Origin of the sequence: Acinetobacter sp. LF10, from assembly GCF_048585715.1 — a bacterium.
GTDB lineage: Bacteria > Pseudomonadota > Gammaproteobacteria > Pseudomonadales > Moraxellaceae > Acinetobacter.
The window spans coordinates 2,630,469-2,654,272 of the sequence record NZ_CP184160.1 but is presented as its reverse complement, the minus strand read 5'-3'; the positions used below and the strand labels follow the sequence as shown (position 1 = coordinate 2,654,272).

The 23,804-nt window shown below is 39.5% G+C and carries 26 protein-coding genes; 18 read left to right on the top strand and 8 right to left on the bottom strand.

All coding sequences use genetic code 11. The features are described 5' to 3' along the window. Positions 1–116: 116 nt before the first annotated feature. The 3 genes from ACN19N_RS12775 to ACN19N_RS12765 are packed head-to-tail and all read right to left on the bottom strand — an operon-like array spanning position 117 to position 1,875. Entirely contained in the window at positions 117–764 is a 648-nt protein-coding gene (locus ACN19N_RS12775) for a hypothetical protein (RefSeq protein WP_269228792.1), read from the bottom strand. 17 nt (positions 765–781) lie between these two features. After that, positions 782–1,207: a ClpXP protease specificity-enhancing factor gene (locus ACN19N_RS12770; protein ID WP_004664913.1), complete on the bottom strand. Its 426-nt coding sequence runs from the start codon at positions 1,205–1,207 to the stop codon at positions 782–784. A gap of 11 nt (positions 1,208–1,218) precedes the next feature. Next, positions 1,219–1,875 carry a glutathione S-transferase N-terminal domain-containing protein gene (locus ACN19N_RS12765; RefSeq protein ID WP_269228791.1) on the bottom strand — a complete coding sequence of 219 codons (657 nt, stop codon included), beginning with the start codon at positions 1,873–1,875 and terminating at the stop codon, positions 1,219–1,221. A gap of 220 nt (positions 1,876–2,095) precedes the next feature. Between ACN19N_RS12765 and ACN19N_RS12760 the strand changes: the two genes are divergently transcribed. Then, positions 2,096–2,566 carry a hypothetical protein gene (locus tag ACN19N_RS12760; RefSeq protein WP_269228790.1) on the top strand — a complete coding sequence of 157 codons (471 nt, stop codon included), beginning with the start codon at positions 2,096–2,098 and terminating at the stop codon, positions 2,564–2,566. Between the two features lie 67 nt (positions 2,567–2,633). On the opposite strand, the gene rpsI is transcribed toward ACN19N_RS12760, so the two are convergent. After that, complete coding sequence (gene rpsI / locus ACN19N_RS12755) at positions 2,634–3,020, bottom strand: 30S ribosomal protein S9 (RefSeq protein WP_004640839.1); 387 nt, start codon at positions 3,018–3,020, stop codon at positions 2,634–2,636. A gap of 12 nt (positions 3,021–3,032) precedes the next feature. Further along, positions 3,033–3,461, bottom strand: coding sequence for a 50S ribosomal protein L13 (gene rplM, locus ACN19N_RS12750; RefSeq protein ID WP_004664909.1), 429 nt, complete (start codon positions 3,459–3,461; stop codon positions 3,033–3,035). 263 nt (positions 3,462–3,724) lie between these two features. Between rplM and ACN19N_RS12745 the strand changes: the two genes are divergently transcribed. From ACN19N_RS12745 to ACN19N_RS12730, 4 genes are all read left to right on the top strand, one after another. After that, a complete protein-coding gene (locus tag ACN19N_RS12745; RefSeq protein WP_269228789.1) occupies positions 3,725–4,354 on the top strand; it encodes a hypothetical protein in 630 nt (209 codons plus the stop codon). 428 nt (positions 4,355–4,782) lie between these two features. Further along, positions 4,783–5,751 carry a 4-hydroxythreonine-4-phosphate dehydrogenase PdxA gene (pdxA, locus tag ACN19N_RS12740; protein ID WP_420001473.1) on the top strand — a complete coding sequence of 323 codons (969 nt, stop codon included), beginning with the start codon at positions 4,783–4,785 and terminating at the stop codon, positions 5,749–5,751. A 32-nt stretch (positions 5,752–5,783) separates the two neighbouring features. Beyond that, complete coding sequence (rsmA, locus tag ACN19N_RS12735; protein WP_269228787.1) at positions 5,784–6,596, top strand: 16S rRNA (adenine(1518)-N(6)/adenine(1519)-N(6))-dimethyltransferase RsmA; 813 nt, start codon at positions 5,784–5,786, stop codon at positions 6,594–6,596. After that, the gene (locus ACN19N_RS12730) at positions 6,596–7,435 is read left to right on the top strand and encodes a symmetrical bis(5'-nucleosyl)-tetraphosphatase (RefSeq protein ID WP_420001472.1); all 840 of its coding nucleotides are present in this window, start codon (positions 6,596–6,598) and stop codon (positions 7,433–7,435) included. The genes rsmA and ACN19N_RS12730 overlap by 1 nt, the downstream gene beginning before the upstream one ends. Here ACN19N_RS12730 and ACN19N_RS12725 read toward each other — a convergent pair. Further along, a complete protein-coding gene (locus ACN19N_RS12725; protein ID WP_420001471.1) occupies positions 7,432–8,388 on the bottom strand; it encodes a hypothetical protein in 957 nt (318 codons plus the stop codon). The genes ACN19N_RS12730 and ACN19N_RS12725 overlap by 4 nt on opposite strands. 141 nt (positions 8,389–8,529) lie before the next feature. Here ACN19N_RS12725 and ACN19N_RS12720 point away from each other — a divergent pair, with 141 nt between their 5' ends. The 13 genes from ACN19N_RS12720 to ACN19N_RS12660 all read left to right on the top strand — a co-directional run bounded on the left by ACN19N_RS12720 (position 8,530) and on the right by ACN19N_RS12660 (position 20,794). Continuing rightward, positions 8,530–9,816: a glycosyltransferase family 4 protein gene (locus tag ACN19N_RS12720; protein ID WP_420002392.1), complete on the top strand. Its 1,287-nt coding sequence runs from the start codon at positions 8,530–8,532 to the stop codon at positions 9,814–9,816. Between the two features lie 24 nt (positions 9,817–9,840). Then, positions 9,841–10,392 (top strand): phosphatase PAP2 family protein, encoded by a 552-nt coding sequence (locus tag ACN19N_RS12715; RefSeq protein ID WP_269228784.1) that lies wholly within the window; start codon positions 9,841–9,843, stop codon positions 10,390–10,392. Positions 10,393–10,486: 94 nt separating this feature from the next. Then, positions 10,487–10,687: a Fe-S cluster assembly protein IscX gene (iscX, locus tag ACN19N_RS12710; protein ID WP_004664895.1), complete on the top strand. Its 201-nt coding sequence runs from the start codon at positions 10,487–10,489 to the stop codon at positions 10,685–10,687. A 108-nt stretch (positions 10,688–10,795) separates the two neighbouring features. After that, on the top strand, positions 10,796–11,227 hold the full coding sequence (ndk, locus tag ACN19N_RS12705; RefSeq protein ID WP_003654870.1) for a nucleoside-diphosphate kinase: 432 nt from the start codon (positions 10,796–10,798) through the stop codon (positions 11,225–11,227). A gap of 121 nt (positions 11,228–11,348) precedes the next feature. Further along, a complete protein-coding gene (rlmN, locus tag ACN19N_RS12700) occupies positions 11,349–12,584 on the top strand; it encodes a 23S rRNA (adenine(2503)-C(2))-methyltransferase RlmN (protein ID WP_293743619.1) in 1,236 nt (411 codons plus the stop codon). A gap of 17 nt (positions 12,585–12,601) precedes the next feature. Continuing rightward, a complete protein-coding gene (pilW, locus tag ACN19N_RS12695) occupies positions 12,602–13,405 on the top strand; it encodes a type IV pilus biogenesis/stability protein PilW (protein ID WP_269228782.1) in 804 nt (267 codons plus the stop codon). Further along, the gene (locus ACN19N_RS12690; protein WP_269238477.1) at positions 13,396–14,193 is read left to right on the top strand and encodes a helix-turn-helix domain-containing protein; all 798 of its coding nucleotides are present in this window, start codon (positions 13,396–13,398) and stop codon (positions 14,191–14,193) included. Before pilW ends, ACN19N_RS12690 begins: the two co-directional genes overlap by 10 nt. 22 nt (positions 14,194–14,215) lie before the next feature. Next, entirely contained in the window at positions 14,216–15,331 is a 1,116-nt protein-coding gene (ispG, locus tag ACN19N_RS12685; protein WP_004664888.1) for a flavodoxin-dependent (E)-4-hydroxy-3-methylbut-2-enyl-diphosphate synthase, read from the top strand. Continuing rightward, the gene (gene hisS, locus ACN19N_RS12680) at positions 15,328–16,620 is read left to right on the top strand and encodes a histidine--tRNA ligase (protein WP_293743625.1); all 1,293 of its coding nucleotides are present in this window, start codon (positions 15,328–15,330) and stop codon (positions 16,618–16,620) included. Before ispG ends, hisS begins: the two co-directional genes overlap by 4 nt. A 31-nt stretch (positions 16,621–16,651) precedes the next feature. Further along, positions 16,652–17,350 carry a YfgM family protein gene (locus tag ACN19N_RS12675; protein WP_269228779.1) on the top strand — a complete coding sequence of 233 codons (699 nt, stop codon included), beginning with the start codon at positions 16,652–16,654 and terminating at the stop codon, positions 17,348–17,350. After that, complete coding sequence (bamB, locus tag ACN19N_RS12670) at positions 17,350–18,492, top strand: outer membrane protein assembly factor BamB (protein ID WP_269228778.1); 1,143 nt, start codon at positions 17,350–17,352, stop codon at positions 18,490–18,492. Before ACN19N_RS12675 ends, bamB begins: the two co-directional genes overlap by 1 nt. A 176-nt stretch (positions 18,493–18,668) precedes the next feature. Next, positions 18,669–20,078, top strand: coding sequence for a ribosome biogenesis GTPase Der (der, locus tag ACN19N_RS12665; RefSeq protein ID WP_269228777.1), 1,410 nt, complete (start codon positions 18,669–18,671; stop codon positions 20,076–20,078). A 62-nt stretch (positions 20,079–20,140) separates the two neighbouring features. After that, the gene (locus ACN19N_RS12660; RefSeq protein WP_269238474.1) at positions 20,141–20,794 is read left to right on the top strand and encodes a 4'-phosphopantetheinyl transferase family protein; all 654 of its coding nucleotides are present in this window, start codon (positions 20,141–20,143) and stop codon (positions 20,792–20,794) included. A 94-nt stretch (positions 20,795–20,888) separates the two neighbouring features. Here the strand turns inward: ACN19N_RS12660 and secF are convergent, their stop codons facing one another. Further along, positions 20,889–21,857 carry a protein translocase subunit SecF gene (gene secF / locus ACN19N_RS12655; RefSeq protein ID WP_269228775.1) on the bottom strand — a complete coding sequence of 323 codons (969 nt, stop codon included), beginning with the start codon at positions 21,855–21,857 and terminating at the stop codon, positions 20,889–20,891. A 10-nt stretch (positions 21,858–21,867) separates the two neighbouring features. After that, complete coding sequence (gene secD / locus ACN19N_RS12650; RefSeq protein ID WP_420001470.1) at positions 21,868–23,769, bottom strand: protein translocase subunit SecD; 1,902 nt, start codon at positions 23,767–23,769, stop codon at positions 21,868–21,870. Positions 23,770–23,804 lie beyond the last annotated feature (35 nt).

The window sequence follows — 23,804 nt, the reverse complement described above, 5'->3', positions numbered from 1 at the left end:
TGTAAATAAATGTAAATCTTTATAATTATATAGTTTCTGTTATTTTAGTATGATTTAAATATATTTAAGTACTTGATAAAGAAAGTAATATACTTTCTTTATCATTTTTAATATGTTTAAATAGTCGTCAGCTGAATGTAGCTGCAATATAAAAATAATAAAATAATAAGTGCTGTTATAGGTGCAATAATAAAAGACCATGTCGGTGTAGTTGGTTCTGGAGTTGAAATTTCTTCAGTATGTTGTGCTTGATGTACCATTTGATTAAATTCCTGTATCGTTGTCTCTAGAGAAACTTCTTGCTGTATGACTGGTTTTGAACCTAAAAGTTCAGTGAGTTGGTTGGTTGACCAAACCCAATCTTCTGCTTGTCCAGATAGATGTTCTATTTGACCTAAGAGAAGCTCACTTAAACCTGTTTGACCAAAGCTACCTGTTTGGTCTAATTGATTTAATTCTACGAATTGTAAAGTGAGTATTTCTGAAATACTTGACTCTAACTCAGAAGCGCTTAAAGCGGATTGATTATATGCAGAGGTTGTAAGATGTCTAGCTATTCCTTGGATATAAAGGGGATCAGATGCTTTTATTTCCTGATAAAGTTTTTTATTATCTTTTTTCCAAAGACTGACCAACTGTCCAAGAGCAAGCATATTCACTTCATCAATAAAATAAAGTCTTTCTTTTGATGAGTATTGATCAAAGAGCTGTGGTTTTTGGAGTTTAATTTGTTCAGAAAAGTATTGAACTAAGTCAAATGCCATCGTGCATTTCCTCGCTTTTAATCTAGAATCCTGAGAGAAGGTTTTTTCTTATTTGGTTCGGCTTCTTGCTTTTTATCTTCTATTGGAGTTTCTATAGTCTCTTGAATATCACCATATTCGCTTGGATCAAAAAATAAACCTTGTCCATTTTCTCTAGCATAGAGCCCTAAAACAGCGCGAATAGGTACATAAATATCTTTTGCGACCCCACCGAAACGAGCAGAAAATGAAATAGCATCATTATCCATATGAAATTGATGGATTGCATGTGGTGCTAGATTTAAAACGATTTGTCCATCTTTTACAAATTGTTGAGGAACATCTGTGTGTTGTTGTGTTGCATCAACGAGTAAATAAGGCGTCAATTGGTTATCACAAATCCATTCATAAATGGCACGTGCAAGATAAGGGCGTGTGGGCGTAACATTTAATTGATCTGACATAATTTACAAGCTTATTTAATCATAGGAATTAAATCATTGTAGCTGTTTTTTTCTTGAGCTGTCATTGATTTAATGAAAGATGGGCGACTGAAAACACGATGACAATATAAAAAAATAGGTCGGCAATGTTGCGGTGGAAGTTCAATTCCCATACTTTTTAATCTGAGAAAAATTGGTGCCAGTACACAATCTAAGATTGAAAATGTCTCAGACATAAAAAAAGGAAAATGTTGAAATAATGGGGTAAGTGAAATAAGCGTATCTCTAAGTTCTTTCTGGGCTTTTTGTTTTTCTTGCGGGTTCAGCGTATCGGCATGTCTAAGCATTTGATCTGCAAGCTTGAACCAATCTTGTTCAAAACGCCAAATATATTGACGTTGCTCCGCTCTGGCCATTGGAGCATCCGCATAAAGCTTATTTTGACGATAGCGATCATCCAGATATTCACTAATGATATTTGTTGAAAAAAGTTTTAGATTTTGTTCAATCAACATAGGAAGTTGATTGTAAGGGTTGAGATCAGCCAAATCTTCATCTTCATGATCAGTGATAATGAGCTGATATTTAATTTGTTTTTCTGCTAATAAGAAACGAATCCAGTGTGAGCGGAAATCATCTGCATGACTGTAAAGCGTAATGCCTTGAATAGGCGTATTTTCGATGTTCATTTACCAAAATTGAGCTGAGTCAATCGGATAGAATACTAAAACTGAGCAGTAAAATCACTGGGACTTTAATGATATAGTCAAATCATTATAAAACTAATACAACTCAGTCGATGAGTTATTTCGAGTTTTTTTCGAATCATGTATGGATAATAAAGTGGTTTGACTATATCTCTTTGATCTATAATTTTGAGTGATAAAAAATTATACTCAGATAAATTTTATGCCAATTAAAAACATGTCAAAAACAATAAAACAACTGTATTCAGCTATTCCCTGTATTGAGCAGGATCCTGAATATGTGAAAGGTGCCCAAGAATTAACATTGGATCCTGAATTTCCTGACGTGGGCTTAAAAGGCACTTTTGGTTTATTTGGTTCCGACGTGTGGATATCTAATCTCAAGAAGGGTGTGATTCCACGACAGACAATTATGGGGCGTATTGTAAGAGTTTATGCAACCAATAATATGGATGGATGCCGTAAACCAAATGTTATTGATATCAAAGTCGATGGGTCGAATGAGATTTTTATGGAATGGATGCATCTAAATGTTAAGTCGCAAAAAAAATATTATCGAGTCGGAAAGGAAATTCACATCTCATACTATATTGAAGAATTGAAAAGTATAGATGAGCAGACTGGGCAACATGATCAATTGAAGTGTGTTTATGAGATTTATGTAGAAATTTAATATGATGATTAGGTCAATAAAAAAACCTCGGATAAATCCGAGGTTTTTTGTCCAATTCGTAAAACGATTAACGTTTAGAGAATTGAGGACGTTTACGAGCTTTACGTAAACCAAGTTTCTTACGTTCAACTTCACGAGCATCACGAGTAACGAAACCAGCTTGACGAAGAGCAGGTTTTAAAGTTTCGTCAGCAGCGATCAATGCACGAGTAATACCGTGACGGATAGCGCCAGCTTGACCACCAATACCACCACCTTTAACAGTGATGTAAAGGTCAAATTTTTCAGTAACTTCTAAAAGCTCTAAAGGCTGACGTACAACCATACGAGCAGTTTCACGACCGAAATATTGCTCTAAAGTACGATTGTTGATTACGAGTTTGCCTGTACCAGCTGATAAGAAAACACGTGCAGTTGCGGTCTTACGGCGACCTGTACCATAATTAGTAGCCATGTGCTGTATCCCTTAGATGTCCAAAACTTGTGGCTGTTGAGCAGTATGAGGATGCTCGCTACCAGCGTACACTTTCATTTTTTTGATCATTGCATAACCAAGAGGACCTTTTGGTAACATACCTTTAACAGCTTTTTCTAAAACTGCTTCAGGTTTGTGAGCGATTAACTTTTCAAAGTTAGTCTCACGGATACCACCAGGGAAACCAGTATGGCGATAGTATTTCTTATCAAGTGATTTATTACCAGTCACTTGAACGTGTTCAGCATTGATCACAACGATGTAGTCACCAGTGTCAACGTGAGGAGTATAAGAAGTTTTGTGCTTACCGCGTAAACGACGAGCGATTTCAGTCGCAAGGCGACCTAAAGTTTTGCCAGAAGCATCAACAACATACCAGTCGTGTTGAACTTCAGCAGGCTTAGCGCTGAGAGTTTTCATTAACCACTACCTATTATAGTTGGTTTGAGCAAGGAATCGCCCAAACAAAAGGAGACCGAATTCTATATGAATTTCTAAAACCATACAAGAACAATTCATTGTTAATGTCATATTTTGCTGCAATGTGACTGATTTTGTAACTATATAACCGTTAATTTTGAGCTACATTTTTTGGCTTGAGAGGCGGTGGTATTTGACCTATTATTTTTGAATCAATTATTTGAAATAAATAGAAGTATTTACCTCTTCTTTTGGGGAATTTGATGAATTTATCGTTTTCTACAAAAATTGTTGTAGTTGTCATATTAATAGGTGTTAGTTCTACACAAGCGAACGCACGACGTTTATATAAATGGGTCGATCAGGGGAGTGTGACCAATTATTCAGAATTTCAACCTAAAGAGGGGGAAAGTCGTAAAGTTGAAGTCTTGGAAAGTCGTGGCGAGCATGTTGATCCCGCCATGATGGTGACTGCTGAAATGAAAGCGATTGAAATTCCTGATGATCAGACGAACCCTTTAGCTCAATCACCAAGTTCGTCGGTTCAGCCAAATCCTCAAGTACATCAACAATCATCGCAGACTGTGGTAAAACAAGGTGCAATCGCTTCTCCTTATACTTCTCATCCAGTAAATACAGCTCCATTACCAGAGAAGAAAGAACCACAACTCGTACAGCAGCCGCAACCTATAGACAAAAAAGAGCCGATTGCAAATCCATTTGTAGAGAAGCCGAGTAGTGCTGTGGTTGTTGCGGTAGAAAAGAAACAAGAGATAGCGGTTGTTCAACCTGAGAAAAAGGTACAACCAAAAATTAACCCGTGGACTCGTCAAGTTGAATTTGTGCCTTCTAATCTAGTGCCTGAAAATTTGCCTAAAACGAAAAAGCCTTAAAAATTTTAAATTGTTCAGTATTTTAATTTTATTCTCTTTGTTTATTGTTTCTTATGTAGGAGGGGCGTGCTGAGCGAGAGTAGAATTTGATGAATAATTATTTCAAGTGCTTCATCAGCGTTATGTTGGGCATCTAATCGCTCTAATGTTATTCCTATTTATTTTCTTTATTCGTATTTAAATTTTATTTTTATAGTTTATGTTGTTGTATTTGTTGATAAAAATAAATTTATTGTTTGTCAGCTTGTAAATTTTACTTCATATTTTTTCAAAAACTTTTGCTTATATGTTTAGTGGATTGTTTTTTATTGGTGTTGGTTTGTCTATTGGATATTTAGCCAATCTTATGGGTATACATTTGCAAAACTTTCTAAATAAAAAACTTTCGGTAAACTATAATGTAATACTTAAATTAGAATTGGTGAGTCATGTTGCCTTTGTATGTCACTTCTGGCGAGCCAGCTGGAATTGGACCAGATATTTGTCTAAGTCTAGCAAACCGTGTTGATGAGCGACCGATCGTTATTCTGGCTGATATCCAGATGTTGCAACAGCGCGCCAAACAGTTAAATATTGATGTTGAACTCATTCCATTTCAAGGCGAGAAAAAGTCGAATTTAGCAGGGCAGCTTTTCGTTGAGCATGTGCCTTTAGCAAAACCTGTTATTCTAGGTCAGTTAGATTCAGCCAATGCAGCTTATGTGTTAGAGCAATTACGCCGTTCAGCTGACTATGCCTTGTCAGGGCGGAGTGTAGGGGTTGCTACAGCGCCAGTGCAAAAGTCGATTATTAATAATGCAGGCATTCTATTTAGTGGACATACTGAGTATTACCAAGAGTTTGCAAGTGTGGATCGTGTGGTAATGATGTTGGCGACTAAAACATTGCGTGTTGCGTTGGCAACCACACATTTACCGTTGCGGGATGTACCTGATGCGATTACTAAAGAGCGTTTGCATCAAGTGATTGATATTCTGATTCAAGACTTAAAAAGCAAATTTAAAATCGCACAACCACGCATTCTAGTCTGTGGCTTAAATCCACATGCAGGTGAAGATGGTTATTTAGGTCGAGAAGAAATCGACGTGATTAATCCAGTGCTAGAAAGCTATCGTGCACAAGGTATAGGGATGAGTCTCTGTTTGCCTGCAGATACCTTATTTACCCCAGAAAATCTAAAAGATGCGGATGCTGTTTTAGCAATGTATCACGATCAAGGTTTACCTGTGTTAAAATCACAAGGCTTTGGTGAAGCAGTAAACATTACATTAGGCTTGCCATTTATTCGAACTTCGGTCGATCATGGTACAGCACTTTCTCTTGCAGGCACTGGACAGGCAAAAGCATCAAGTTTGCATGTTGCAGTGGATTTAGCACTTGATTTAGCCCGTCAGTAATGGGCGGGTAAATTATTCACGTTGGAATTATTATGTATCAAATTAATGCCCTAAACCCTAAAGATGAAGGGCATCAGGCTCGAAAACGTTTTGGTCAAAACTTTTTACATGATCAACGTGTGATTGCCAAAATTGTACGTTCAGTGAATCCGCGTGCGGGCGAGAATATTGTCGAAATCGGACCGGGTTTAGCCGCATTGACTTCACCTTTAATTGGCGAGTGTGACGCTCTGACTGTGGTTGAACTTGACCGTGATTTAGCAGCAGGTTTACCAGGTCGTGTGCCACATCCTGAACGTCTAACCATTATCGAAGCTGATGCATTAAAATACGATTTCACGCAATTATTTCAAGACGGTCATCCACTTCGTGTCGTTGGTAATCTGCCTTATAACATTTCTACGCCTTTGTTGTTCCATCTCTTGGAGTTTGGCGACAAAGTTAAAGACATGCATTTCATGTTGCAAAAGGAAGTGGTTGATCGTATTACGGCTGTACCCAATACGAAAGAATATGGTCGTTTATCGGTGATGATCCAGTATTACTGTAAACCAACTTTCTTATTTGAAGTGCCACCAGGTTCATTTAATCCGCCACCAAAAGTGACATCAGCCGTATTTCGTTTGGAACCTTATGACGTTAAACCGATCGTAGCAAAAGATGAAAAGGCATTAGCTCGCTTGGTTGGACATGTTTTTACCCAGCGTCGTAAAACTTTACGCAATAGCTTAAAAGGTATGTTGGCTGAAGATGGTTTTGAAAAAGCTGGTGTTGATCCGATGGCACGACCAGAAACCTTGAGTTTGGCTGATTTTGTCGCACTTTCTGATCAGATGGTGTCTTAATGTCTAAACGCTATAACTATGTCATTGGTGATGTGCAAGGCTGTTTCGAGGCATTAAAAGCATTATTGAAAGAAATACGTTTTGACCCAGACCAAGACTTTTTATGGTTTGCGGGTGATTTGGTTGCACGTGGCGAAAATTCGGTCGGTGCATTGCGCTTTATTAAAAAACTGGCTGATCGTGGCGCTGCTGCAACTGTACTGGGTAATCATGACCTGACCTTGATTGCTTGCGCCCGTGGATTTAAGAAAGCCAAAGCCAAAGATCGTACTCAGGACGTGATCGATGCGATTGATGGCGATGAGTTGATTGATTGGCTGCGTAAACAGCCGTTAAGCCTAACCCCAAATGAACAAACTTTGATTACCCATGCAGGTGTTCCATGTATTTGGAATGCAGAAAAAACTATTGCGCTTGCTCAGGAAGTTCAACACGCGGTAGGACATGAGGATTTATCTGTTTTAGATGCATTTTTGGTTGAAATGTATGGTGCTCAACCTGATTTGTGGTCGGATGATTTAACAGGCTCAGCTCGTTTACGTTGTATCACCAACTATTTAACACGTATGCGTTTGACGGATGTTGATGGGCGGCTAGAGTTTGAATTTAAAGATGCGTTAGACGCACCGATGCCAACAGGGTTTAAGCCATGGTTTGAGTTTGAAAGCCAAGCAGCCCAAACCCATCAACTGATCTTTGGGCATTGGGCTGCGTTGCAGGGTAAAACCATTAGCCAGAAAATTCAAAATGTCGATGGTGGTTGTGTTTGGGGGCAACAATTGGTGGCCTATCGTTTAGAAGATCAACAGTTATTTGCGGTTGATAATCCTTTGGTTTAAAGAAAAACTTTATAGGGTATTGACATAATTTTGTGTAGAAACTGTTGAGGTTTAATTATTTTAGGTCGATAAACAACTTCCGACCTGATTGATGAGTTTTGCTTAAACTGACGGTATTTTAAAAAATCAATTCGATTTGAGAGTATCTGTTCTAGTTTAGCAAAGCCCTGACTGTTAGCAGGGATATGATATTGATTGTGAAATATTGTTGTGATGATTAATTCATATTGCCATGTACTGTTTGTTGAGCGTATAGCTTCAATACTTTGAACCGCAAACAACTCTTGGGTGAAACGAGAGGGAACTGTATGTAATGTGAGTTTATTAACAGATTCAGTGGTCAAATCTTGAAAATCATGTTGATCAGTATCCGCAATCAATTGAATGATGCGCTTAGATTTGGGTAAAAAACAAAATTCTACTTTTGTACCAATCCATGCTGGATCAGCATAAAATTGAGTGTAATTTGAATTGGTAAAATAAATATTTCTAAATAATAGATTTAAATGAACAGACGTATCCGTGATGACTTCATTTGTTTCGTCCAATTGTAGGGTTAAAGTATGCAATGTAGGTTTAAAAAACTGTTTTGATGGAATTTGAACATCAATAATTGTTGCTGTTGCTTTTATATATTCTCGTTTGTTTAAATCCTGAACTAATGCTGGGTCAATAAAATATTTTTCAAATGAAAAAAAGGGGATGCGATAATCGCTGAATTTATATCCCATTGGAAATGTAATTGCATAAATACAGATCAAAGCAAAATAGCCCCAATGTAGTTGATAGGGTTGACCTCTTACCCAGCCTAACAGATAGAGAAAGACTATAAACAAAAGACAAAAAGTGATAAAAAATACAAAATAAGCAACAAGAGCTTTGCTTTTATATTTAATAGTGGGGCGAAGGCGGTCTGCTAATTCAGAACGTGACTGAGCTTTTAATATTTGCATGATTTTAAAATCTTTTTATTTTTGCCGAAAGCAATAAATCATATCATTTGATTCATGAAACTGTCATGTGCTGATCATTAAAGTGTCAAAAAATACTTATAAGCTAAAAGCATGAAAATAACGACACAAATGGATGGCGATATGCAAAGTACATACGCGACATCTCTATTAAAGCAAGAACCGTTTCCAGAAAGTTTTAAGTTTTATTTTAAAAGGAAACAACTTAAAAATAAACAAAATGAATTGGCTGAACTTCGTGATTTAGTTCGTCCACGTTTAAGAATTGCAATCGTCACTGAAACATGGCCACCTGAAATTAATGGTGTAGCATTATCTATGATGCAATTATGTCAGGGGCTACAGCGGCTTGGACATAAAATTCTATTGGTCAGACCTATACAAAAAGCGATTTGTACAGAATTTTTGCCTGAACAAGAATGCTTGGTGATGTCTCAGCCTATTCCAAAATACCCAAGTGTTCAATTTGGTTGGCCACAATATCTTAAAGTCTCTAAAGCATTTGAACAGTTCGCACCTGACGTGGTGCATATAGTGACTGAAGGTCCATTAGGTTTAACAGCGCTACAAGCTGCAAAGTCAAAAAAAATCGCAGTATCGAGTGGATTCCATTCAGCTTTCCAAGATTTTAGCCGTTTCTTTGACTTGGCTTTTTTAGTCAAACCGATTCAACGTTACTTAACATGGTTCCATAATAGTACAGATGTCACGTGTGTACCCAGTCAATACACGGAACAAGCACTACGTGGATTTGGTGTGACTTGTCCTTTAGTTGTTGTTGGACGGGGTGTTGATACTGCGAAGTTTTCCCCAAAACATCGTTCACAGCAATTACGCCAACAATGGGGTGTAGATGCTGATACCCGTGTAATGCTGTATGTCGGACGTTTATCACCAGAAAAGGAAGTGGATGTATTAATCAAAGGCTTCCATGCATTACAGGCACAACAAGGTACAAATATTAAGTTTTTGATTGTCGGGGATGGGCCTGATCGCGTTCGGTTGAGCAAATTGACAACATCTCATGATGTGATTTTTACAGGAAGCCTGAGCGGTCGTGAACTTGCAATGGCTTACGCAAGCGCAGATGTATTTACCTTTGCAAGCCAAGCAGACACTTTTGGTAATGTGGTTTTAGAGGCAATAGCGAGTGGTTTACCTGTGATTGCCTATGATTATGTGTGCGCGCATCAGCATGTTAAGCAAGGCGTGACAGGGTGGTTGACGCCACTCGGACAGACTGATGCATTAATTCAATCCATTTGCGATCTTCCTGAATTGCCACAATTGAGGCAAATGGGGCAAATGGCGAGTGAAAGTGTGCAAGAAACCAGTTGGCAGTTTCCTGTACAACAATTAGAACAAGCACTTTATCAGGTAGTGAAGGAACCTCTTATGAACTCTACCTAAAGTATCCTCAGAAAGGAGAAAAGTATGAAATTTCAAAATGCAAAAATAAAAATGCTCGATTTAGATCTAAAAGGGTGTGTATACCTTAATCATCTCTCCCAGTCACAACGCATTGCCTTATTTTTTAAAACGATTAGTCGTTTGGGTGATGGACCATTTTGGTATGCCATGTTGTTATCAGTATGGATCGCACAAGGTTTGGCATACGGTTTGCAAATTCTATATTTGCTCGTTGCAGGTTCTGTTGGTACAGGGATTTATAAGTTTTTAAAACATAAAACGACTCGACCACGCCCTTATCAAGTTCACCAAGTGATTGTACTGGGCGAGCGACCATTGGATCATTTTAGTTTCCCATCAGGTCATACTTTGCATGCGGTCATGGTTACCATTACATTAGGCTATATCCAACCGTTGTTATTAATTTTGATGTTGCCATTTACGATTCTGGTTGCATTGTCCCGCATGATTTTAGGATTACATTATCCAAGTGATGTGATTGTGGGTGCTGTGATTGGTGCATCCGTTGCTAGCTGTATTATTTTGTTGGCACCAAGCTTCAATATCATTCTTTAAATAATTTAACGGGTTTTAATGATAGAAGACTATTTTTTAAATCTTGGGATTTGTTAAAGTACGCTCAATCACAAACTGTTAATTAGGTTATCAAATGGGCTTACGTTGGACAGATACGATTGATATCGCAATCGAACTTACTGAAGCACACCCAGATGTAGATCCTCAATGGATTCGTTTTACTGATTTACATGCTTGGGTTTGTGCTTTACCAGACTTTAATGATGACCCAAATAAGTCGACTGAAGGTTTGCTTGAAGCGATTCAAATGGCTTGGTTGGATGAAGTTCGTTAAAAAAACATCAGAAATCACTGAACTTTTACAGATTCAAGCTGATTATTAGCGATGACATCGGTATAATGCGGCAAATTTTTTAGTTTACACCATAAATAGGAGTCAATCATGGCGATTGAACGTACTTTATCTATCGTAAAACCAGATGCAGTTTCTAAAAACCACATTGGTGACATTTTTGCTCGTTTTGAAAAAGCGGGTTTAAAAATTGTTGCGACTAAAATGAAACACCTTTCTCAAGCTGATGCTGAAGGTTTCTATGCTGAGCACAAAGAACGTGGTTTCTTTGGTGACTTAGTTGCATTCATGACTTCTGGTCCAGTTGTTGTTTCAGTTCTTGAAGGCGAAAACGCAGTTCTTGCTCACCGTGAAATCTTAGGTGCTACAAACCCTAAAGAAGCGGCTCCAGGTACAATTCGCGCTGACTTCGCTGTAAGCATCGATGAAAATGCTGCTCACGGTTCTGACTCAGTTGCTTCTGCTGAGCGTGAAATCGCTTACTTCTTTGCTGATAACGAGATCTGCCCACGCACTCGTTAATCCAAAGTATTCAAGCCAGATAAGTGGTATACTACTTATCTGGTTTTTTATTTTTTATAGATTGAGTTGTGTGAAAACTGCACAGCATTTTCTAGCGCTGATATCGTTTAGGTAAATATACATGAGTTCTGTAGTGGTCGTTTCATCTGAGAATGTCGATGAAAAACAACAGTCTTTAACTACGTCTGTCGTTCAAGCTGCCGATAAGAAAGTAAATTTACTTGGCATGTCTAGAGCTGAATTAGAAAAGTTCTTTGAAGACTTAGGCGAAAAGAAGTTTCGTGCGAGTCAAGTCATGAAATGGATACATCAGTTTTTCGTCACTGATTTTGCTGAGATGAGTAATATTTCAGGCAAGTTACGTGAAAAATTAGAAAAGATTTGTGAAGTTAAAGCGCCTGAAGTGGTACACCGTAATTATTCTAAAGATGGTACGCGTAAGTGGGTGTTCCGTGTTGGTGAAGGTGAAGGCTCTTTAGTCGAGACGGTACTGATTCCTGCAGAAGATAAAACAGGTGCACGTAAAACCTTGTGTATTTCATCACAAGTGGGTTGTGCACTGGATTGTTCATTCTGTTCGACGGGTAAGCAAGGTTTTCAGCGTGATCTGACGCCAGCAGAAATCATCGGTCAGTTATGGATGGCAAATTATTCTTATATGGAAGATGTGCCTGTTGCTGAGCGAGAACGTACCGTGACCAATGTGGTCATGATGGGTATGGGTGAACCTTTACTTAATTACGATGCAGTACTCAGCTCAATGCAGTTAATGTTAGATGATTTTGCCTACGGAATGTCTAAACGCCGTGTGACCTTATCAACATCTGGTGTTGTTCCGAAAATTGACCAATTGGCACAAGATATTGATGTTGCATTGGCAATTTCACTGCATGCACCAAATGATGAACTTCGTAATGAACTTGTTCCAATTAATAAAAAATATCCATTACAGCAACTTATTGCTGCGTGCCAACGTTATTTAGCTAAAGATGGTAATGAAAGCTCACGTCGCCATGTCACGATTGAATATGTGATGTTGGAGGGTGTAAATGATCACCCTGAGCATGCACAACAGTTATTAAAATTATTGAAAAACTTGCCAAGTAAAATCAATCTGATTCCATTTAATCCATTTCCACATGCACCTTATGGGCGTTCAAGTCGTAATCGAATTATTGCATTCCAAAAAACTTTGTCTGACGCCGGATTTGTGTGTACGATTCGTCAGACACGTGGCGATGATATCGATGCTGCATGTGGTCAATTGGTAGGACAGGTTGCTGACCGTACGCGTCGTGCGGAACAGTGGAAGAAGAAAGTGGCGCAACGACAAGAAATTTTGCGCACACAAGGATAAAACTTGGGGATATAGCGTTGAATACAACTCGACTAAAAACGATTATAGTGCCAACTGTTGTGTTTACAGTACTAGGGTTAACTGCTTGCCAATCTGCTACAGGATTAAAAAAAGATCCAGAAAAGGCAGTGCAAGTTCGTTCTCAACTGGCTGCTGAATATATTCGTACAGGTGATTTGGATTCCGCTAAACGTTCTCTTGATCAAGCTTTAAATATTGATTCGCGTGATGCAAACGCCAATATGATGATGGGGATTCTACTGCAACAAGAAGGCAGTAAGTCCAATATGGAAAAAGCAGATGCTTATTTTAAGCGTGCGATTTCTTCAGAACCAGATAATGCACAAGCTCGTAATAATTACGGTACATATTTGTATCAAATGCAACGTTATAATGAAGCGATTGAGCAATTTACCCGTGCAGGTGCAACCTTAGGTTATGAACAGCGATTTCAATCGTTGGAAAACTTAGGGCGAATCTATTTAAAGTTAGGCGATGTTGCGAATGCTGAAAAAGCATTCAAACAAGCGCTACAAGCAAATCGTAACGCAACTATTTCAATGTTAGAGTTGGCAGAAATTTTCTATTTGCAACAGAATAATAGAGATGCATCGCAACTATACGAACAGTATGTTCGTAATGTGGGGCAAAAAAACCAAGGTGCGCGTGCACTTTGGATTGGTATACGCATTGCTCGATCGAGTGCGGATCAATTAGGAATGCAAGTGTTAGTGAATCAATTACGAGCATTATTTCCTGATAGTCCAGAATATCAACGTTATTTGCAATTACAGTACAGTACTGAGGCCGTATGGAAATAAATCCAAATTCACATCAGCCAACTGGCTCAACCTCGCCATCGTCAACGTTAGGAAATATTCAACGACCTGGTGAGTATTTGCGTCAAATTCGTATTGCACAAAAGAAAGAACTTGAAGAAATTGCAAGCGTATTGAATATGCCCGTTAAAACATTAACGGCATTAGAGCAAGATGATTATAAATCATTACCTGAGGCGACCTTTATCAAAGGTTACTATCGAGCTTATGCAAAATATTTACATGCAGACGCAAGTGTGATTATTCAGCGTTTTGATGAAATTTATGTTAATGATACTGGCCTTAAAGCAAACCATGCCTTGAATAATTCTCCTATCAAGATCATGGGTAAACTATCTGGTTCGAAAAGTGTACGTAACCGTAAATGGTTGAAGCGTATTGCTATTTTAGCTGCTGTTTTAGTTTTGGGTTGGTTGGCAGTGATGGCTGTACAAAATTGGACATCTAGCCACAAAGATGATGAAGTTGAAGCGCCTAAAGCAAAAAGTTCTGATGTCGAAATTATACCGATGGGAACCACAACGAACCCAACTTCTGGCGATCAGTTAGTTTTGAACTTTAGTCGACCAACATCTGTGCATATTGTTGATGCAACAGGTAAAGTATTGGCAACAGGTCGTCAAGCATCTACGTTAACTTTGAGTGGTGAATCACCATTCCAAATTCGTTTAGATGATGCAACAGCTGTATCCTTGACCTTGAATCAGGAGCAAATATCTTTGTCTCCATATACGGTTAATGGAAAAGCAGAATTCCGTTTGTCTCGTTAATGCCAAAGAGTAGAGCTATACGATGATTGTGAATCCAATTAAACGCCGTCCGACACGTAAAATTCGTGTTGGTTCAGTGTATGTCGGTGGTGATGCCCCGATCAGTGTTCAAAGTATGACCAATACTGAAACCTGTGATGTGGATGCAACTGTAGCGCAAATCCAGCGCTGTGCAGATGCAGGTGCGGATATCATGCGTGTTTCTGTACCGTCAATGGAAGCAGCAGAAGCTTTTGGGGCAATTCGAAAACGAGTCTCTGTACCATTAGTTGCCGATATTCACTTTGATCATCGTATTGCTTTAGCAGTTGCGGACTATGGCGCAGATTGTTTGCGCATTAATCCAGGCAATATTGGTTCGGATCAGAAAGTACGTGAAGTTGTTGCTGCGGCAAAACATCATGGTATTTCCATTCGTATCGGTGTGAATGCAGGATCATTGGAAAAAGATTTACAAGTGAAATATGGTGAGCCAACAGGACAAGCTTTGCTTGAATCTGCAATGCGTCATATTGATATTCTAGATCGTTTAGATTTTCATGAGTTCAAAGTCAGCGTCAAAGCATCAAACGTGTTTTTAACCATGGACGCCTATCGTTTGCTGTCTCAACAGATAGATAATCCACTGCATCTTGGTGTGACTGAAGCAGGTATTTACCGTACGGGTACAGTCAAATCAGCAATTGCCCTGGGCGGACTGTTGATGGAAGGCATTGGCGATACCATGCGTATTTCGCTCGCGGCTGAACCTGAGGATGAAATTAAAATCGGTTTTGATATTTTAAAATCGTTGGGCTTACGCTCAAATGGGATTAACTTTATTGCTTGCCCAAGCTGTTCACGTCAGGAATTTAATGTGATTCAAGTGATGCAGGCTTTGGAAGAGCGTTTAGAAGATATCCGTACACCGATGGATTTATCTGTGATTGGATGTAAAGTGAATGGTCCTGGTGAAGCTAAAGAGGCGGATATCGGTATCGTTGGCGCATCACCACGTTCACTGGTCTATCGTAATGGTGAAAAAAGTCATTTAATTGACACAAATCAGTTGGTTGATGAAATTGAAACAATGGTTCGTCAACGTGTTCAAGAGCTTGAAGAAGCTAAATCTAAAGAAATTATTCGTAGTTCATCATGAGTTCAATTGTCGCGATCAAAGGTTTTAATGACACCCTTCCAACACAAACTGCTGCTTGGAGAAGTCTGGAACAACAATTAGCATCTTTAATGGATGCTTATGGCTATCAACAAATCCGTTTACCGATCGTTGAACAAACGGGTTTGTTTAAGCGTGCCATTGGTGATGCAACCGATATCGTTGAAAAGGAAATGTATACCTTTTTTGATAAAGGTACTCCGCCTGAATCGCTAACTTTGCGTCCAGAAGGTACGGCTGGATGTGTGCGTGCGATGTTGGAACATAACTTATTGCGTGGCGCAACACCGCGTGTTTGGTATGTGGGTCCAATGTTCCGCTATGAAAAGCCACAAAAAGGTCGCTATCGCCAGTTCCATCAATTTGGTGTTGAAACTTTTGGTGTGGCAACGCCAGATATTGATGCAGAAATCATTTTAATGACGGCTCGCCTATGGAAACGTATGGGTGTAGCAGCAAATGTTCGTCTAGAACTCAATACTTTAGGTGAGACGGATGAGCGTGCGGAATATCGTGCTGCTTTGGTTGAGTTTTTAAATCAGCACAAAGATGCATTAGATGAAGACTCACAACGCCGTTTAAGTACTAATCCATTACGTATTTTAGACTCTAAAATTGAATCAACACAAAAGATTTTAGAAAATGCACCAAAGTTGCATGATTTCTTAAAAGAAGATTCGATCAATCATTTCCAACAGTTACAACAGTACCTCACTGATGCAGGCGTTGAGTTTGTAATTAATCAGAAGTTAGTGCGTGGTTTGGACTACTACAACAAAACTGTATTTGAATGGACGACAACCATGTTGGGTTCACAAGGAACGGTTTGTGCAGGCGGTCGTTACGATGGCTTGGTAGGACAACTGAAAGGTAAAGCAGATCAATCTGTACCTGCAGTTGGTTTTGCAATGGGTATGGAACGTTTACTGTTGTTGCTTGAGCAGGTTGAACAAGCCCAAGAAGTACGTGATTGTGAAGTTTTCTTATTGGCTGAGCCTGCATTTCAAGCTAAAGCTTTAGTATTAGCAGAACAAATCCGTGACCAGTTAGAAGCAGCAAACAGCTCAATTCGTCTGAAAACAGGTTCACAAGGCAGTATGAAAAGCCAAATGAAAAAGGCTGATCAATCGGGTGCAATCTATGCAGTGATTTTGGGTGAGCGCGAGTGGGAATCACAACAGCTTTTGGTCAAAAAGCTAGCAACGGGTGAGCAGGCGCAGGTCGCTTTAACTGAGCTGACATCTTTTTTTATCGAAAAATTTAAACAATAAATTGCACAATATTTAGGGAAAGGACAATCACATGAGTTTAAGTGATGAAGAACAGCTCGACCAATTAAAGTCTTTTGGCAAAAAATATGGTTCTGCCATGATTAGCGGGATTCTGATTGCCTTGATTGCCTTTTTCGGATGGGAATATTGGCAAAAGAAAAATTTAGCTGAGGCACAGAGCCAAACGGCGAAAGTACAAAAATTGATGGACGAAGCTAAGGCTGCATCAGGTCAACCAAATGCTTTCGCTACAGTATCTGAAGCAGCAGATAAAATTGTGAAAGATGATGCTAACTCGGTTCAGGCGATTCAGACCCAATTTATCTTGGCGAAGCTTGCTTATGATAAACAAGACTATGCTGCAGCTGAAAAAGCATTAAAGAAAGTTGAAAACTCAAAAGTTAAAGATGCGGGTTTGCTGCAAATTGTAAAAATACGTTTAGCGGATTCACAATTAGCACAAAAGAAATATGATGAGGCGCTGAAAACCTTATCAAACGTGACTGAACCAGCGTTTAAAGCAACTGCAGAAGAGTTACGTGGTGATATTTTTGTTGCAAAGAAAGATACTGCATCGGCGCGAAAAGCATATCAAAGTGCTTGGGATAGCCTTATTGAACGTAAACAAGAGCGTCAGCTTTTACAAATTAAACTCGAAAGCGTTGGTATTTTAGTAGATGATCCTGAAATTGAGCGCCCGATCTTAGATACCAAAGTGGATGAGTCTTAATGCAGAACAAACTAAAATTACCTTTGGCAATTGCAATTGCTTCAGCTTTATTAATTGGATGTTCAACCAATAAAGTAAAAGAAGTGAAACCGAATCCGTTGCCAAAAATTACGCAACAGCAAGGCTTAAATCTGGTCTTTTCTCAAAGTGTTTCGTCAACAAATGCAGCAGAAGCTTTGCGCTTGCAGTTAGATACAGATAACGGTGTAATTTTTGCGATTGATCCAGATGGTCAGGTTTCTGCTTATAAAGATAAGCAGCGTCTTTGGAAAAGTAAGGTTACTAAGCAAGAACTCACTGCCGGTGTAGAAGCGGGTGAGGGTATTGTCATTATTGGTAATCGTAAAGGTGAGTTATTTGCTTTAGATCAGGCTACTGGTAGCCAAAAATGGTCTGCCAAATTATCTGGTGCGATTTTGTCTCCTTCACTCATTCAATCGGGACGGGTTATTACGATTGCAAATGACGGGACTGTATTTGCGCATGATGCTGTTACTGGACAGCAGGTGTGGGCATATAAATTACCAAATGTTCAGTTTAGTTTACGTGGTCAACCTGCACCCGTTCGTTTAGATGAACGCACTGTTGTTGTTGCATCCGCGAATGCTTATGTTTATGCATTGGATGTAATTAGTGGCGTGCCGCGTTTCCAACGTCGAGTTGCAGTAAGTGATGGTCGTTCGGATATTCAACGTCTGATTGATGTTGTCGGTGACCCAGTTGTTGCAGGCCAATATCTGGTAACAACCAGTTTCCAAGGACAAGTCACAACTACTGATCTTGCAACACAGCGTGTGGTGTGGAGTGAGGAAGCAAGTAGTACCAATAGCGCTGAAGTTTCAGGTGATAAAGTTTTTATCTCGACTGCAGATGGAAAATTGAAAGCTTATAATTTAGCGACAGGCGAACTTCTTTGGCAGAATGAGGAATTACTTAACCGTCAATTGAGTAATCCTGTGATGCTTGGACAGAACCTTGTGGTTGGCGATTTAGATGGAGTTATTCATTTGATTGATCCAAATACAGGGAAGTTGATTGGTCGTGCGAAAACCAGTGGTGAAGTCCGTTCACTGCGTGTAATTGATAATCAGCTTTACGTTGCAACTCGAAAAGGTGCATTAAGCATTTGGCAGAATCGTTAATTTTGCCTTAGCTTGTGGTAAAATGTTTAATTAGCAAATGCTAATAAAAGAATGATCGGGGTATTTGTTTGAACAAAACCCCGAATTTTTATTGTGATTATTTGATCACCAAAATCTTCCATACTGTTTCTGATACGATGTCATCAACGATGGCTCGTCTGAATTAAGGTTAATTTATGAAACCCGTTATCGCGCTTATTGGTCGTCCAAACGTCGGAAAATCAACGCTATTTAACCAAATCACTAAAAGTCGTGATGCTTTGGTTGCTGACTTCGCTGGTTTAACTCGTGACCGCAAATATGGCGATGCGGTGTATCAAAATAAATCATTTATTGTCGTTGATACGGGCGGTATTGGTGAGAATGAAGGTGGTATTGACTCATACATGGCGGAGCAGTCAAAAACTGCCATCCATGAAGCAGACATTATTGTTTTTGTTGTGGATGCGCGTGCAGGTTTGTTGGCATCAGATGAACAGATTGCTCGTGAATTACGTACCTTAGGTAAGAAAGTCTATTTAGTTGCCAATAAGGTTGATGGTGTTCATGCAGAAGCCGCGCTAGTTGAATTCTATAAACTTGGTATGGGAGAACCTATTCAAGTTGCAGCCAGCCATGGTCGTGGTGTACAGCAAATGCTTGAGGAAGTATTAGCTGAAGTGCCAGAAGATGAAAATCCTGAAGAACATAACAAAAATACAGGTTTGCGTTTGGCGATTATTGGTCGTCCAAACGTGGGTAAGTCGACTTTAGTCAACCGCTTGCTTGGCGAAGAGCGTGTAGTTGCATTTGACCAGCCTGGTACTACGCGTGACTCAATTTATATTCCTTATGAGCGTGATGGTCGTCAATATACGTTGATTGATACCGCTGGCGTACGTCGTAAAGGTAAAGTTGATGAAATGATTGAGAAGTTCTCAATCGTGAAAACATTACAAGCGATCAAAGATGCTCACGTGATTGTTGTTGTGCTCGATGCGCGTGAAGGGGTCGTTGAGCAAGATCTACATTTAATTGGTTATGCATTAGAAGCTGGTCGTGCCATGGTGATTGCCATTAATAAATGGGACAACATGACCGAATATGATCGTAAGCAATGTAAGCTTGATGTTGATCGTCGTTTTGACTTTATTCCTTGGGCGAAAGTACATTTAATCTCTGCATTACATGGAACTGGTGTGGGTGATTTATACCCAACTATCCATCGTGCTTATGATTCATCGCATTTAAAAGTTTCACCAGCAAAATTAACGCAGATTTTGAATGACGCGACTGACGCGCATCAACCACCTATGATTAGTGGTAAGCGTATTAAAATGCGTTATGCACATATGGGCGGACAAAATCCACCAACAATCGTGGTTCACGGTAACAAAGTGGATAAAACCCCTGCTGATTACCGTCGCTATTTGGAAAATGTGTTCCGTAAAGTGTACAAGCTTGAAGGTACACCTGTGCGTATTGATTTTAAAACCTCAGAAAACCCATTTGAAGGTCGTAAATCTCAAGTTGATGAGCGTGTTGCAGCACGTAAACGTCGTTATGTACAGAAGTTTAAAAAGGCTGAGAAAAAATTCAAGCGTTAAGCTGATTTTGATATCAAAAGCCCAAACGTTACGTTGGGCTTTTTTTATAAGAGATGATAGGGATGGCTGCACGAATTATTCAGATCCATGTTCAAGCATTGGCTTCACTTCTTGAACGAGATAAAGCAGATTTCTCAGATTTTAGATCGTTTAATGATTATCAAAAACAACAGATCAAAGCCTATCGCAATCAACTTTTGGCAGATCAATTAAATTGTTTAACTAAGGATTTACAGTTTTCAAAACATGAATATGGCAAGCCATTTTTAAGCTCTCATACCTTGGAATTTAACCATTCACATAGTCAGCAATACTATGCTTTGGCGATGAGTGAACGTATGAAAGAGATTGGTGTTGATGTGGAAGAGCTGGATCGTAAAGTCCGTTTTGATGCCTTGGCTCAACATGCCTTTCATCCTGAAGAATATCAAACTTGGCAGCAACAAGATCAAGATCCGGAATATTGGCTACGTGTATGGACCACTAAAGAGGCGGTTTTAAAGGCATCAGGTTTTGGAATTAGACTGGATTTAAATAGTCTAAATACACAAGTTCATCCATCAAATGATGGTGGAATGTGTACTCATCCTTTGATTGGAACATTTGCTTATCAAAATTTTGTTTTAAATCAGAAGATCGTGCTGACTATCGCATGGCGTGCAGAGCAGTCTTGTCGCGGATTTCAGTTTCCACAGATTCAAATTATTCAACATTGATAAATGAAGAACGTACAACCCCATGCTCTAATCTTAATCAAAAAAGCCAGCATTATGCTGGCTTTTTTGATTTGAACTTTACGATGATTTAGATTTAAGGAATTTCTTCTTCATCAAATTCAGGTTTAACTTGGACAATAAAATCTTGACGATTTAAACCACGCCATAAAGCAAATGCAGTACCAATATAAATAGATGAGTACGTACCGATAAAGACACCTACACACATAGCAATTGAGAACCAATGTAAACCATCACCTCCCCAGAACATCATGGCAAGAACCACAAGTAATAGAGTCATTGAGGTATGGATTGTACGACGCAAGGTCTCTGTTAATGCGATATCTACAATTTCACGTGGTGTTGCTCCACGAATTTTACGGAAGTTCTCACGGATACGATCCGATACAACGATATTATCGTTGAGTGAGAAACCCATTACCGCAAGTATTGCTGCAAGCACGGTTAAATCAAATTGCCATTGGAACAATGCAAACGTTCCGATGATAATTACAATATCGTGAAATAATGAAATTACGGCACCCATTGCAAGTTTAAACTCGAAACGAATGGTGACGTAGATCAGCATTAAGATCAAAGCAAGTGCAAGCGCACCTGCAGAGCGGATATAAAGCTCATTACCTACTTGACCGCCAACAGAGTCAACTTTATGAACTTCTGCTTGGTTATTTGGCAATTGGACTGCTTTAGTGATGGTATCGTTTAGATCTTCAACTTTAAGATCTTCTTGCACTGGCATACGTACAATCAGGTCTTTATTACTTCCTAATGTTTGTACAACGGCATCTTTAAAGCCTGCTTTATCGAGTGCTTGAGCAACTTGAGCTGGTTGAACTGCTTGTTTATAGTTCAACTCGGCAGACACACCACCTGTAAAGTCCAAACCGAGGTTTAAGCCTTTGGTCACAATAAAGAAAACACTCGCAAGGGTAATCAAGATTGAGAAGATTGCAGCAGGCTTAGCAATCTTCATAAATGGAATGATTTTTAGATCATCTGGGCGACCGTATTGTTTTGAGTCTTGTTGAGTCAGATCAGTCATGTGAATCTCCTTAAATACTCAACTTAGTCAAATTACGGCGTTTGCCATAAATGAGCTGTACGACAGCACGTGTCACAGTAATCGCAGTAAACATTGAACATACGATACCGATCATCAAGGTAACCGCAAAGCCTTTGATTGGGCCAGTACCAATCGCAAACAAGATAAATGCCACGATGAAAGTGGTTAAGTTCGAGTCAAAAATGGTGTTATAGGCCCGATCATAACCCGCGATAATGGCTTGTTTCGGTGATGCACCCCAGAGCATTTCTTCTCGGATACGTTCGCAGATTAGTACGTTGGCATCGACTGCCATACCAATACCAATGACGATCCCCGCAATACCTGGTAAGGTGAGGGAAGCACCAATCCATGACATGAAAGTCAAAATCATGGCAAGGTTGAACACCAAGGCAAAGTTTGCGATTAAGCCAAAGAGACGGAAGAATACGATCATCCAAATCGCAACGAGTAAGAAACCGATTTGAGTTGATAACACACCCTTATCAATATTCTCTTGACCAAGACTTGGACCAACGACACGCTCTTCAACAAAGTACATTGGCGCAGCCAATGCACCAGCACGTAGCATTAATGCAAGTTCAGCAGCTTCTTGAGGTGAGTCAAGACCCGTGATACGGAATTGTGAGCCCAATACAGCTTGAATGGTTGCCGCATTGATGACCACAGATTCTGTATATGGTGTACGAACCTCAGTTTGTGCACCTGTATTTGGATCGGCAACGTAAGAGATTTTTTGTTTATTTTCAATAAACAATACCGCCATACGCTTGCCTACAGCACCACGCGTCGCATCAGCCATCAGCTTACCACCAGCGGTATCTAGGGTGATATTTACTTCAGCACCGCCAGAATCTTGACTAAAACCAGAGCTTGCATTTTGAACACGCTCACCTGTCAAAATACGATTACGTTGTAAAAGAAGTTGACGACCGCTGTCTAGAGATTGGTAAGCAAAAACCTCAGTACCCGGTGGAAGTGGTTGACCATTATATTTGCCAGTGTATTGATCAATATATTGATCATTACTGTCAGCAACTAAACGGAATTCTAAGTTCGCGGTACGACCTAATACACGTTTTGCTTCAGCAGTATCTTGGACACCCGGTAGCTCAACCACGATACGGTTACTACCTTGCGTTTGTACCAATGCTTCTGCTACACCAAGTTCGTTAATACGATTACGTAATGTAGTTAAGTTTTGGTTGACTGCATAAGACTGAATTTCTTGACGACGAGTATCTGTATAATTCAGTTTTAGAGTCGCGCCAGATGTCGTTGCAACGGCTTGTTGAGTAAACTCATTACCGTTACGACGTAAAAAATCTGCCGCGGCATCACGATCTGCATTGTCAGCAAATTGGATCGTAATGGTGTTATTACTTAAAGCAAGGTTATTAAATTTAATTTTGTTGTCACGAAATTGACGACGCAAATCAGTCGCAGATGTTTCCATACGCTGACCAATCGCTTTATCCATGTCGACTTCAAGCAAGAAATGTACACCGCCACGTAAGTCCAAACCGAGTTTCATCGGTTTAGCCCCAATCTTTCGCAACCATTCTGGTGTTGTTGGTGCAAGGTTGAGTGCAACCACATAGTCATCACCTAAGTCACGGCGCAACACTTCTTTGGCTTTTAACTGTGCTTCTGAAGAGTTTAATCGTAATAATGCCGCATTATTGGTGAAGCTATTGTCGTGACTGCTAATGTTGGCAGTTTTTAAAATCTGCTCCGCTTTTTGCACAATGGTTTGATCTATTTTTGTGCCTGCTTTCGCGCCTGAAATTTGGACAGCAGGTTCATCTGGATACAAACTAGGAAGTGCATATAACGTACTGATCACAAGTACCACAAGGATCAGTAAATATTTCCATGCAGGGTAACGCATTCGCTTTCTTCTTAAATGAAAAAGTCGTGCTGAGG